The sequence below is a fragment of the Ancylobacter oerskovii genome, assembly GCF_018390555.1.
GTDB lineage: Bacteria > Pseudomonadota > Alphaproteobacteria > Rhizobiales > Xanthobacteraceae > Ancylobacter > Ancylobacter oerskovii.
This window is the reverse complement of record NZ_JAHBGB010000019.1, coordinates 121,381-133,064: the sequence shown is the minus strand read 5'-3', so window position 1 is coordinate 133,064 and position 11,684 is coordinate 121,381. Positions and strand designations below refer to the sequence as shown.

Below are 11,684 nucleotides of genomic sequence, written 5' to 3'. Positions count from 1 at the left end.
CGCGACGCCGGCTGGCGCTCTTTCCGACCGGACGATGACGTCCGGGCGACGGGAAAGCACGCTCACGTCAAAAAATTCAGGCGGCGTCGGGATGCTGCAGCACCAGCACGGCATTGGCGCCGCCGAAGCCGAAGCCGTTGGACAGCACCCGGCCGAGCTTGGCATTGTCGATGCGCTCGCGGGCGATCGGCATGTCGGCGAAGGCCGGGTCGATCTCGTCGATATGCGCGCTGGCGGCGATGAAGCCGTTCTGCATCATCAGGATCGAGTAGATCGCCTCGTGCACGCCGGTGGCGCCCTGCGAGTGGCCGGTCAGCGACTTGGTGGCGGAGATCGGCGGGCAATGGGCGCCGAACACCTCGCGGATCGCCTCGATCTCCTTGAGATCGCCGATCGGCGTCGAGGTGGCGTGCGGGTTGATGTAGTCGATGCCGCCCTTCACGCCGGCCAGCGCCAGCTTCATCGCCCGCGCCGCGCCCTCGCCGGAGGGAGCCACCATGTCGGCGCCGTCCGAGGAGGTGCCGTAGCCGATGACCTCGGCATAGATGCGGGCGCCGCGCGCCTTGGCGTGCTCCAGCTCCTCCAGCACCAGCACGCCGGCGCCGCCGGAGATCACGAAGCCGTCGCGGTTCTTGTCATAGGGGCGCGAGGCCACCGCCGGGCGGTCGTTATAGTCGGAGGACATGGCGCCCATGGCGTCGAACAGGCAGGACAGCGTCCAGTCGAGGTCCTCGCAGCCGCCGGCGAACACGATGTCCTGCTTGCCGAACTGGATCAGCTCGGCGGCGTTGCCGATGCAGATATTGGTGGTCGCGCAGGCCGCCGAGATCGAATAGCTCGATCCCTTGATCTTGAACCAGGTCGACAGCGTCGCCGAGGCGGTGGAGCCCATCGCCTTCGGCACCGCGAAGGGGCCGACGCGCTTGGGGCTGGCATTCTTGCGGGTGATGTCGGCGGCTTCGACGATGGTGCGGGTGGAAGAGCCGCCCGAGCCCATGACGAGGCCGGTGCGCTCGTTGGAGACCTCATGCGGCTCCAGCCCGGAATCGCGGATCGCCTGCTCCATGGCCACATGGTTCCAGGCGGTGCCGCCGCCGTGGAAGCGCATGGCACGGCGGTCGACGATCTCGCTGGCGTCGAGAAGCGGCGCGCCGTGCACCTGCGAGCGGAAGCCCAGTTCGGCATAGCTCTCGGAGCGGGTGATGCCGCTCTTGCCCTCGCGCAGCGAGGCGAGCACCTCCTGGGTGGAGTTGCCGATCGACGAGACGATACCCATCCCGGTGACGACGACGCGGCGCATAGGCTTTCCTTCCCTGGCGGGCGGCGGCGGCGTTCGGTCCGGCGCCGCGCGGCACCCCTCTTCATGAGTGAGCCCCCGGCAGATGGCGCCGGGGGCCGTTGTCGACAAGGCCGTGCGGCCGGGCCGCGCTCCCGCGGCGTGCGTCAGGCCTGGAACAGGCCGACCTTCAGGTCGCTGGCGCGGTAGATCACCTCGCCATCCGCCTCCAGCCAGCCATCGGCGATGCCGAGCACCAGCTTGGAGCGCATGACGCGCTTGAAGTCGATGCCGTACACCACCTTCCTGGTGGTCGGCAGCACCTGGTTGGAGAATTTCAGCTCGCCGAGGCCGAGCGCCCGCCCGCGCCCGGGGGAGCCGAGCCAGCCGAGATAGAAGCCGACCAGCTGCCACATGGCGTCGAGGCCGAGGCAGCCCGGCATCACCGGGTCGCCCTTGAAGTGGCAGGCGAAGAACCACAGGTCCGGGTTCACGTCGAGCTCGGCGCGCACATGGCCCTTGCCGTTGGCGCCGCCCTCTTCGGAAATGGAGGTGATGCGGTCGAACATCAGCATCGGGGGCAGCGGCAGCTGGGCGTTGCCGGGTCCGAAAAGCTCGCCGCGCCCGCATGCGAGCAGTTCATCGTAGGAGAAGCTGTTCTGCCGTTCGACCATTGCCGCCGTATCACCACGCTTGTCGTTTCGACCGCGGGCGGAAAGGCTGCCGCCCGGTTTCTGGCGCTTCCTATCACAGCGCCCTGCCGGCTCAAAGCCATCCTCCATGCGGCGGTACCGCTCACTGTGTCGGTAGCATGACGGCCCGCCGCGCCGGCGCCGCCGGTCTTACAGTTTGGAATGATTACTATAATGCGACGGATTGTTGCCCGCAGACCGTGCCTGCGAATATACTGGCTTTGAAAAACCCGTTGCCTGCGGCCATCTATGTCCGGTGGCATCGCCTTGCAACTGCTCGCGGCGCCGGTCGAAAGGCTGGCTGCCGTCTTGGATTGTCTGCTCGGAACGTGAGATGAACGAGACTTTTCGCCCTGCCCCTGTTGCCGTGTCGCGTATGGTGATGGAGGACGACGAGCCGGTGCTTCCGGTGGCCCGACTGCGCGACAGCGCTGGCGCGAGCCGCACCGGCTGCCCGTTCCATGACGTCCGCCACATGCTGCGCGATGTCGGGCTCCGCCCCACCCGCCAGCGCCTGGCGCTCGGCTGGCTGCTCTTCGCCAAGGGCGACCGCCACGTCTCGGCGGAAATCCTGCACGAGGAGGCGATCAAGGCGCGCTTCCCGGTGTCGCTGGCCACCGTGTACAACACGCTGCACCAGTTCACCGAGGTCGGGCTGCTCCGCGAGCTCGCCATTGACGGGTCGAAGACCTATTTCGACACCAACCCGTCCGACCACCACCATTTCTTCATGGAAGGCGAGAACCACCTCCTCGACATCCCCAGCGCGGCGGTCGAGGTGGAGCGGGTTCCCGAGCCGCCGGAAGGCTACGAGATCGCCCGCGTCGACGTGGTGGTCCGCCTGCGCCCCAAGCGCCGGGGCTGAGAGCGCCGGGGCCGAGACGGTCCCGGAGCGGTGCGGCCCGCTCGTCAGATTCCCTGAAATATGAAAAGGCCGGTCCCGCGACCGGCCTTTTTGCTTGCCCGGCCCGCACCCGGCTCCGGGCCGGGCACCTCGGATCGCCGCGACATGGCGACGGGCGCACGCGGCCTCCCCCGGCCATGACGCCCCCCTATGGGAGCGCGGCGCCATCGCGGCAGGCCGGTCCCGGGCGGAAATCGGCCTCACCGGACAGGCTGGCCCGATCGTACACCTCACCGAACCGGGAGCCGGCGCCCGGATCTGGCCCCACTGCACACCGGATCAGTCGATCTTCTCGCCGGGATAGACGCCCCACAGCTTCTCCTGCTGGATGAAGCCTTCGAAGCCGTCGCCATAGAAGCGGCACCAGCTGCCGTCGCAATCATTGACCTGGCCCAGCACCCCCGGCTCCACCTGCGCGGCGACGCGGGACTGCGCGTCGCGGCTGGCATAGAGCGAGGTCGCCCCGTCCTTCAGCCACGGCCCCACCAGCGCGGTGCGCCGGCTCGACAGCATCGAGTGGTACACCCAGCCCTCGGCCCCGTCCGAATCGCGGATGCGCCGCCAGGTCTCGAACTCGGCGGTGATCTCCACCGGCAGCCCGGCGCGGGTGAAGACCCAGGCCACGCTGTGGTCGCGCGTCGGACCCGAGCGAACATTCACCTTGTCCGCCTTGATCGAGACGAAGCGCGGCACCGGCAGCCCGCTTTCGCGCCCGACCGGCCCCTTGGTGGCCGGCGCGGCGGACTGCGCTTGCGCGGGTGAAAAACTCTTGTGGATCAACGGCTCCGCCGCCAGGACCATGCCTGCCGCCAGCAGGGCGAAGAGCAGGGGCCGCTTCCCGAAGCCGCCCCGCCATCCCCCGCGGCGCTCCTTGCCGCCTCGAAGCCTCGCACCGATTCGAAGCGTGGAAAGTCGCATCGTTCCTGTCACCTGTTCATCGCACGTCACGGCCGCCCGGAGGTAACTCCCGGCGGCGGGCGCACGCCTGCACCGCGAATGGGTGCTTTTTGTGTTTCGCCGACCCGTCTGCTAATGAGGCTCCGTCCCGGCCGGTCCGTATTTTCCGCCTTCGACGTTAACGGGACCTTGCTCGCGACGGGGATTGAGATGGCCCGCAAGAAGCCGCTGGTCGTGGTGACCCGCAAGCTGCCCGACAAGATCGAAACCCGCATGCGCGAGCTGTTCGACGCCCGGCTGAACGTCGAGGACGTGCAGATGACGCAGGCCCAGCTCGCCGAGGCGATGGCGAGCGCCGATGTGCTGGTGCCGGCCATCACCGATCGCATCGACGCCCGGGTGATCGAGGCGGCAGGCCCCAACCTCAAGCTGATCGCCAATTTCGGCAACGGCGTCGATCACATCGACGTCACCGCCGCCACCGAGCGCGGCATCACCATCACCAACACCCCCGGCGTCCTCACCGAGGACACCGCCGACATGACTATGGCGCTGATTCTCGCGGTGCCGCGGCGACTTACCGAGGGCGCCTCGCTGATCATCCGCGACGAGGGCGTCTGGCCCGGCTGGTCGCCCACTTGGATGCTCGGCCACCGCATCTGGGGGAAGCGGCTCGGCATCATCGGCATGGGACGCATCGGCCAGGCGGTGGCGCGGCGGGCCAAGGCCTTCGGCCTGCAGATCCACTATCACAACCGCCACCCGCTGCCCGGCCAGATAGAGGACGAGCTCGAGGCCACCTATTGGGACAGCCTCGACCAGATGCTGGCGCGGATGGACATCATCTCGGTGAACTGTCCGCACACGCCGGCCACCTTCCACCTGCTCTCCGCCCGCCGGCTGAAGCTGGTGAAGCGCGACGCCTATATCGTCAACACCGCCCGCGGCGAAGTCATTGACGAACATGCGCTTATTCGCATGATCGAAACCGGCGAGCTCGCCGGCGCCGGCCTCGACGTGTTCGAGCGCGAACCGGCGGTCAGCCCCAAGCTGCTCAAGCTGGCGCGCCAGGGCAAGGTGGTGCTGCTGCCGCATATGGGCTCGGCGACGGTGGAAGCGCGCATCGACACCGGCGAGAAGGTGATCGTCAACATCCGCGCCTTCATGGACGGCCATCGCCCGCCGGACCGCGTGCTGCCCGCCATGCTGTGAGGCGCGCGCCGTCGCCTCAGCGCCGGTGGCCCGACAGGTCGGTGATGGTCGGGGCGGTGCCGGTCAACGGATTGTCGGGATCCCAGCCATAGCTCAGCGTCTCGAAGCGCATCGACAGCGTGTCGATCATCAGCAGCCGTCCCACCAGGCCTTCGCCGAAGCCGACCACGACGCGGATCGCCTCCAACGCCACCAGCGTGCCGGCGACGCCGGCCACCGCGCCGAGAATGCCGGCTTCGGCGCAGCTCGGCACCAGGCCGGCGGGCGGCGGTTCGGGAAACAGGCAGCGATAGGTGGGATTGGGCGCACCGTCGGGTCCGCTCTCATGGGCGCGGATGGTGGTGACGGTGGCATCGAAACGCCCGAGGGCGGCGGTGACCAGCGGCTTCCGCGCCAGCGCGCAGGCATCCGACACCAGATAGCGGGTGGAGAAATTGTCCGAACCGTCGATGACCACGTCGACCGTGCCGACGAGATCGAGCGCGTTCTCCGCGCTCAGCCGCCCGGCCACGCCCTGGAAATCGACATGCGGATTGAGCGCGGCGACGAAGGCTTCGGCGCTCTCCGTCTTCAGCCGGCCGACCATTTCGGTGGTATGGACGACCTGCCGCTGCAGGTTGGAAAGCGAGACGACATCGTCGTCGATCACCACCAGCCGGCCGACCCCGGCGGCGGCGAGATACAGCAGGGCCGGCGCGCCGAGCCCACCGGCTCCCACCACCAGCATGCTGGCCTTCTTGAGCTTCTGCTGGCCCGGCCCGCCGATTTCCCCGAGCACGAGGTGGCGGGCGTAACGCTCGATCTCCTCCGGGGAGAAGAAGGGCTTGCGGGGGGTGGTCGGCGCATCGCTGTTCATGGCGAGCGCTATATAACCATCGCGCGGCCCGCTGCCATATGGCACCGGGCGGATCGACCGCATTTCCTGCGCAGGAGCCGACACCACATGTTGCCGGCGCGCGGTCCTTCGACTAAGAAGACGGCGTCCGGCGCGAACGCGCCGCTGGCACCCGTAGCTCAGCTGGATAGAGCGTTGCCCTCCGAAGGCAAAGGTCGCACGTTCGAATCGTGCCGGGTGCGCCAAATTTTTCAGGCGCTTGGCTGGACCTGAGCCACCGTTGGCGCCCCTTCCCCTACGTTCGGCCGCGCGCGAACGGGCCGGTCTCTACGATGGGAACGGTGCCGGATGTCGCGCACATCATAACCATGGCCTGCAGGGCCCACATTCTGGCCGATCCGGTCCGAAAGCCCCACGACGCATCAGGGTGGCGAGTACGTCAGGTCGAGTTGTCGAACGCTTGCCAAAAGGCAGGCCGATACGATCCGCGTGCCGCAAGAGGAGGTCCATCGCCCCCGGGTGAAGACCCCGCTCTGCCATGCGCCAGGAGCAGACCCACGGCAACAAGCCGCGAACGATGGCGGCCTGTTCCGCTCTCATGCCGCGGCCGCATGCGGCCACGAGGCGTGAATTCGCGCGCTCCAGCAAGGGGCGAAGATCAGCAATAGCCTTCTTGCGGATCATGCCCCGGGAGGCAGCGATGATCTCGCGCCTCGACAAGCGAAGGCATGCCGCTCGCCTCTACCCACATAATTGAACGGAGAATGTTCATTTCTGGAAGTTGAGGATCAATTTCAATCGGCCCACATGTCCTTCATGGCAAATGCAATAATGATAGTGACCTGCAGCGGCGGCACCTATTTCGATCGCGACCATTATGTCGACGTCCACCTGCCATTGGCGTTCGCGTGCTGGCAGCGGCATGGACTGGAAAGCGCCGCTGCCTTCTTTCCCCGCGACGCCGATGTCGTGGATGTCTCCGTGGGGATCTACCGGTTTCGCGATGAGGCCGCGCTGCACGCGGCGCTCGCATCCGCCGAGACAGAGGCCGTGATGGCGGACGTCCCCCGTTTTACGGACGCCACCGTGTCCCGCCGCATCGGCATCCCGCTCTGACGGCGCCGGCTGTCGCACCGGATTGGAGGCGGCAGCCCATCATCGACAGACGCACTTCCCTCCGCATTCGAAGGTCGAGCACGATGGAATTTTCAGATCACAAGGTATTCGTCGTCGGCGGCAGCCGCGGCATAGGCGCCGCGATCGTGCGGCGCTTCTCGGCAGCCGGCGCAACGGTCGTGTTCACCTATGCCGCCTCGGCGGATGCGGCCACCCGGCTCGCCACCGAAACCGGCGCGCAGGCGCTGCGGGCGGATGCCGGCGCTCGCGAAGAACTCATCGCGGCGATCCGCGATGCCGGGCCGATCGACATATTCGTCTATAATGCCGGTCTGCTGGTCTTCGGCGATCCGCTGACGCTCGCCGCCGACGACGTCGAACGGATGATCGACGTCAACATTGGCGGTGCCTATTTCGGCAGTATCGAAGCGTCGCGCTTGATGCCCGATGGGGGACGCATCATCGTCATCGGATCCGACACCGCCGACAATATGCCGTTCACCGGGCTCTCGGCCTATGTGATGACCAAGGCGGCGGTGCAGGGCATGGCGCGCGGCTTGTCGCGCGACATGGGCCCGCGCAACATCACGGTCAACGTGGTGCAGCCCGGCCCGACCGACACCGACATGAACCCGGCCGAGGGGCCTCGGGCGGCTTCCATGCTCGGGCCGATGTCCATCAAACGCTACGGCACGCCTGACGAAGTGGCGAGCCTGACGCTCTATCTCGCCGGCCCGCAGGCCCGCGGGATCACCGGCGCCATGCACACGATCGATGGCGGCTTCGCGGCCTGATCGGGCTCGCCTCTGCCGCCCCCCTCGCGCCGAGAGCGGTCTATCCCTCAAGTCTCGCGCCGGTCCCGCTCCAGATAGACTCGCATCATCGTGCGCGCGGCGACATGGCGCGAGGCGCGCCAGGCGGGCGAGCCCAGATCCCGCTCGAATATCACCGAGAGCGTATGAACATTCGAAAGGTGAAACTGGTTCAATGCCACCATCATGACATATACTTCCAGTGGATCCAGACCTTTACGCAAGGTTCCATCCGCCTCGCCCCGCTCGATCAATGTCGAGATATTCGAGAGCACCGGCGACGCCATCTGCTGCACGCGCTTCGAAGTCTTCAGGTAGCGTGCCTTCTGCACATTCTCGGCACTGAGCAGGCGAACGAGATAGGTGTTCGATTCGAAATGCCGGTTCATGAAGTCGAAGAGCTGGATGAGCCCGTCCAGCGGCCCGAGATCCTCGAGGTCGATCTTCAGTTCCTGCCGGCGCAGATCGCCCAGCGCCTCCTCCAGCACGGCGACATACAGCCCGGCCTTGCCGCCGAAATAGTGCGATATCATGCGCGGGTTGGATTCCGCGCTTCGGACGATCCGGTCCGTGCGTGCGCCCGCGAAGCCGTGCTGCGCAAATTCGATCCGTGCGGCCTTGAGCAGCTTCTCCTTGGTGTCGGCCGCATTGCGGGTGCGACGGATCCGGGCCGGGGTTTCGACCGGCTTTTCGGGGGTCATGCTCATGGAATATCGGTGTCCGTCTCCGCGACGCGTCGCGCCAGGTCCAGGAGGGCCAGATCGCAGCCGGCGCTGCCGAGAAGGGCGAGCCCGAGCCCCTCTCCCCGTGTGGCGCCGAGCTGAACCTGCGGCATGCCGGCATGGCCGGCAAGGGCCGTGAGGCCGAGCGTGCCGGCATAGAAGGCGCCACGCTCGGCAGCGGATGCGTCGCGCCGCACATGGCGGCGGGAGACGACCGGCACGGCGATGGCGGTATCGGGCGGACAGCATGAGGCCACGATCCGCGCAAGGCGCCGTCGATCCGCCGAGGCGGACTGGTAGTCGGCCTCGGCGATCGCGAGCGCGCCCGCGAAACGCTCGGCGATCGGCGGCGCGAAACGCGGCGAGACGCTCGCCAGCCTCGCCCCGAGCGCCTGCTTGATCTCGTACCCCTGAACGAGGGCATAGGCCTGCCGGAACGCCGCCAGCGGGTGGCCGCCGAGGAGATCGACCGGCCCATCGGTAACGAGCCGGGCGGCGGCATCCGTGATGTCTCCCGCGATTTCCGGGTCCATTTCCGCCAGCACGTCGCGGGCAAGGCGGATGCGGGTGATCGGCGGCGGTGCCGCCGGCGGCAGCAGCACCCTTCCGACTCTCTCCAGGACGGCGGCATCGCGCGCGAACCAGCCGATCGTGTCGTAGCTCGGCGCAAAGGGGAGCACACCGGCAAGGCTGATCGCGCCATGGCTCGGACGAAAGCCGAAGATGCCGCAGAAGGCGGCCGGCACGCGCACGGAGCCGCCCGTATCCGTGCCGAGCGCGAAATCGACCGCGCCGGCCGCGACCGCCACGGCCGAACCGCTCGACGATCCGCCGGGCAGCCAGTCCGGGTGACGTGGGTTCACCGGCGTGCCGAAATGAAGGTTCTCACCCTCCAGGCTGAAGGCGAGCTCGTCCGTGATGGTCTTGCCGAGGCAATGCGCGCCGGCCTGGAGGAGTCGCGCCACCGCCGGCGCGTGGCGCTCGGCGGGAACGGCCCGCGCGAGCCAGTCCGGGTTGCCGGCCCCTGTCCTCGTTCCCGCAACGTCGATCAGGTCCTTGACCGCGAAGCGAAGACCGTCGAGCGGACCCTTGCCCGTCGGGTCCAGGCGCCCCTCGCCGCCGGGCAGAAAGCCGTTCACCGGAGCGGGAGCGCCGCCAGCACCGCCTGCGAATCGCAGACGAAGCCGAAGCACTTCTTGACGTTCCAGATCGTCGCTTCCGTGCAGAAGGCGGGCGAGCTGGTAGCGCAGCAATCCTCGATCATCACGCAGCCATAGCCGAGGAAGTTGGCGTCGGTGAGCGAATGCAGCACGCATTGGTCGGTGTTGCACCCCGCGAAGAGCACGGTGCGGATGCCGAGATTGCGCAGGATCGAGTCGAGCGGGGTATCCCAGAAGCCGCTGATGCGATGCTTGTCGACCATGATGTCGCCCGGCAGCGGCGCGAGCTCATCGACGACGGCCGCGGCCCACGAGTTCTTTTCCAGCACCGCCGCACCACTGGCCGGCAGCGGATCGCCCAGCCCAATGCCCTCGCCGCTGTTCTTGTAGAGATGAATCTGGTTCGGCGGCATGTTGGCGAGATCGGGCCGGTTGCCCCAGTTCACCCAGATGATCGGCACCGCATGCGCGCGAAGCTGCGGCAGCAGCGCCTGCAGCGGCTCGATCGCGGCGCGGGCGGCGGTATGGTCGCCGCCGACGAGATCGACCCAGCCATCCTTGGTGCAGAAGTCGTTCTGCATGTCGATGACGAGGATCGCGGTCCGCGCCAGATCGATCGTCACCGTCTGCGGCTTCGTGGCGAGCGTGACGACCCGTGGCGCCACCTCGGGCAGGGTCATGTCGACATTGTCCGCGCGCGCCATCCAGCGCGTATTCAGGCCGACCCCGAGCGGCCGCGAAGGCGGGATTTCCTGGCTGACGGATTTCATGGCGCTCATGTCGGTGTCCTCTTGATGTCCGCGTTGCGAACACCATCGCAAGCCCCGTGCCACACCGCCGGCACCGTGATCGCAGCGCTTCGGACGCCCTCGGCACAGGCCTCGCCCAATTTGCGGGCAGAGAGGCGCGCACGGCCGATTGATAATTAATCACTTACTTATTTTTTCACTCCCGGCTTGAGGAAACGCGCGCGGTTGAGCCCGTTCCGAGGTTGGCACGACGATTGCGTTTCATCTCCTCGGGGACGCAGCAATGGAGCGTCTCGCGCAATTGGATGCCGATCGGGAGACGTCGATGATCACACGCCGCATGACCCTGCAGGGCCTCGCCGCCGCCGCGCTGCTCGCCGCCGGCATGGGAGCCGCGCTGGCCGAGGAACCGTTGACGGTCGGCATCCTCATTCCCGGCTCGAAGTCCGACAAGGGCTGGATGGAATCCGGCTATAACGGCCTCGTCGCCGCGCGGGCGAAGTATGGCGACAAGATCAAGGTGCAGATGATCGAGAACATTTCCTATGCCGACATGGGTCAGGCGCTGACCCAGCTGGCATCGGCGAACAAGCTCGTCATCGGCGTCGGCGGCCAGACCCAGGCCGATGTGCTGAAGGTCGCCCCGCGTTTCCCCGACGTGAAGTTCTCGATCGTCGGCGGCAATGCCGGCGCCGAGCGGCCGAACGTCGCCGGTTATGACGTCAAGCAGGCCGAGATCGCCTTCGTCGCCGGCGCCGCCGCCGCCATGCTGTCGAAGACCGGCGCCGTCTCCTATGTCGGCGGCATGGAGATCCCCTCCATCGTCAATGCCGGCAAGGAATTCGGCAACGGCGCGCGCTACATCAATCCGAACGTCAAGTATTTCGAAAGCTATACCGGCAATTTCGATGACGTCGCCAAGTCGAAGGAAGCCACGCTGGCGGCGATCGCCCAGGGCGCCGACATCCACTACCATATCCTCAATCTCGGCCTGCGCGGCCTCGAGCAGGCGGCCTCCGAGAAGGGCACCCACATCATCGGTTCCTACACCAATTATTGCGGAACCGACCCGCTCTATCTGGCCTATTCCATCACCGGTGTCGGCTACCAGGTGTCCTATGCCATCGACCAGGCCGTCGCCGGTACATGGGCGCCGGGCTACAAGCCGTTCGGCCTCGCCATGGGCCCGGAAGCCTCCACCATCGCCGTCTGCGCGCCGACGCCGGAAATGACCGAGAAGCTCAAGGCGATCATGGAGGACATCAAGTCCGGCAAGATCAAGGTCCTCGAAGGTTGATGGACGGGAGCG

The 11,684-nt window shown here is 67.2% G+C and carries 12 protein-coding genes and 1 tRNA gene; 6 read left to right on the top strand and 7 right to left on the bottom strand.

Translation table 11 applies throughout. From position 1 onward, the window contains the following. Positions 1-76: 76 nt before the first annotated feature. Together fabB and fabA are read right to left on the bottom strand one after the other, a co-directional pair. On the bottom strand, positions 77-1,300 hold the full coding sequence (gene fabB / locus KHC19_RS09475) for a beta-ketoacyl-ACP synthase I (RefSeq protein ID WP_213352110.1): 1,224 nt from the start codon (positions 1,298-1,300) through the stop codon (positions 77-79). A 143-nt stretch (positions 1,301-1,443) separates the two neighbouring features. Next, on the bottom strand, positions 1,444-1,950 hold the full coding sequence (gene fabA, locus KHC19_RS09470) for a 3-hydroxyacyl-[acyl-carrier-protein] dehydratase FabA (protein WP_213352109.1): 507 nt from the start codon (positions 1,948-1,950) through the stop codon (positions 1,444-1,446). 352 nt (positions 1,951-2,302) lie between these two features. Between fabA and irrA the strand changes: the two genes are divergently transcribed. Further along, positions 2,303-2,833, top strand: a complete 531-nt coding sequence (gene irrA / locus KHC19_RS09465) for an iron response transcriptional regulator IrrA (RefSeq protein WP_213352108.1) — start codon at positions 2,303-2,305, stop codon at positions 2,831-2,833. Between the two features lie 318 nt (positions 2,834-3,151). Here the strand turns inward: irrA and KHC19_RS09460 are convergent, their stop codons facing one another. Further along, positions 3,152-3,673 (bottom strand): SH3 domain-containing protein, encoded by a 522-nt coding sequence (locus KHC19_RS09460; RefSeq protein ID WP_213352107.1) that lies wholly within the window; start codon positions 3,671-3,673, stop codon positions 3,152-3,154. 306 nt (positions 3,674-3,979) lie between these two features. Here KHC19_RS09460 and KHC19_RS09455 point away from each other — a divergent pair, with 306 nt between their 5' ends. Further along, positions 3,980-4,981, top strand: a complete 1,002-nt coding sequence (locus KHC19_RS09455) for a 2-hydroxyacid dehydrogenase (protein ID WP_213352106.1) — start codon at positions 3,980-3,982, stop codon at positions 4,979-4,981. Between the two features lie 16 nt (positions 4,982-4,997). Here the strand turns inward: KHC19_RS09455 and KHC19_RS09450 are convergent, their stop codons facing one another. After that, entirely contained in the window at positions 4,998-5,837 is an 840-nt protein-coding gene (locus KHC19_RS09450; RefSeq protein WP_213352105.1) for a HesA/MoeB/ThiF family protein, read from the bottom strand. 147 nt (positions 5,838-5,984) lie between these two features. Here KHC19_RS09450 and KHC19_RS09445 point away from each other — a divergent pair. The 3 genes from KHC19_RS09445 (at position 5,985) to bdcA (ending at position 7,726) form a co-directional block, all read left to right on the top strand. Next, positions 5,985-6,061: transfer RNA gene (locus tag KHC19_RS09445), tRNA-Arg, on the top strand. Positions 6,062-6,647: 586 nt separating this feature from the next. Further along, on the top strand, positions 6,648-6,932 hold the full coding sequence (locus KHC19_RS09440) for a hypothetical protein (protein ID WP_213352104.1): 285 nt from the start codon (positions 6,648-6,650) through the stop codon (positions 6,930-6,932). An 83-nt stretch (positions 6,933-7,015) separates the two neighbouring features. Beyond that, positions 7,016-7,726 carry an SDR family oxidoreductase gene (gene bdcA / locus KHC19_RS09435; RefSeq protein WP_213352103.1) on the top strand — a complete coding sequence of 237 codons (711 nt, stop codon included), beginning with the start codon at positions 7,016-7,018 and terminating at the stop codon, positions 7,724-7,726. Between the two features lie 47 nt (positions 7,727-7,773). Here bdcA and KHC19_RS09430 read toward each other — a convergent pair whose 3' ends face one another. From KHC19_RS09430 to KHC19_RS09420, 3 genes are read right to left on the bottom strand one after another with little or no spacing between them, the layout of a single operon-like run. Further along, positions 7,774-8,451 carry a TetR/AcrR family transcriptional regulator gene (locus KHC19_RS09430; RefSeq protein ID WP_213352102.1) on the bottom strand — a complete coding sequence of 226 codons (678 nt, stop codon included), beginning with the start codon at positions 8,449-8,451 and terminating at the stop codon, positions 7,774-7,776. Then, on the bottom strand, positions 8,448-9,719 hold the full coding sequence (locus KHC19_RS09425; RefSeq protein ID WP_246548566.1) for an amidase: 1,272 nt from the start codon (positions 9,717-9,719) through the stop codon (positions 8,448-8,450). Before KHC19_RS09425 ends, KHC19_RS09430 begins: the two co-directional genes overlap by 4 nt. Further along, positions 9,602-10,405 (bottom strand): cysteine hydrolase family protein, encoded by an 804-nt coding sequence (locus tag KHC19_RS09420; protein ID WP_246548563.1) that lies wholly within the window; start codon positions 10,403-10,405, stop codon positions 9,602-9,604. The genes KHC19_RS09425 and KHC19_RS09420 overlap by 118 nt, the downstream gene beginning before the upstream one ends. Before the next feature lie 295 nt (positions 10,406-10,700). On the opposite strand from KHC19_RS09420, the gene KHC19_RS09415 reads away from it, so the two are divergent. Further along, positions 10,701-11,672 (top strand): BMP family protein, encoded by a 972-nt coding sequence (locus KHC19_RS09415; protein WP_213352101.1) that lies wholly within the window; start codon positions 10,701-10,703, stop codon positions 11,670-11,672. Positions 11,673-11,684 lie beyond the last annotated feature (12 nt).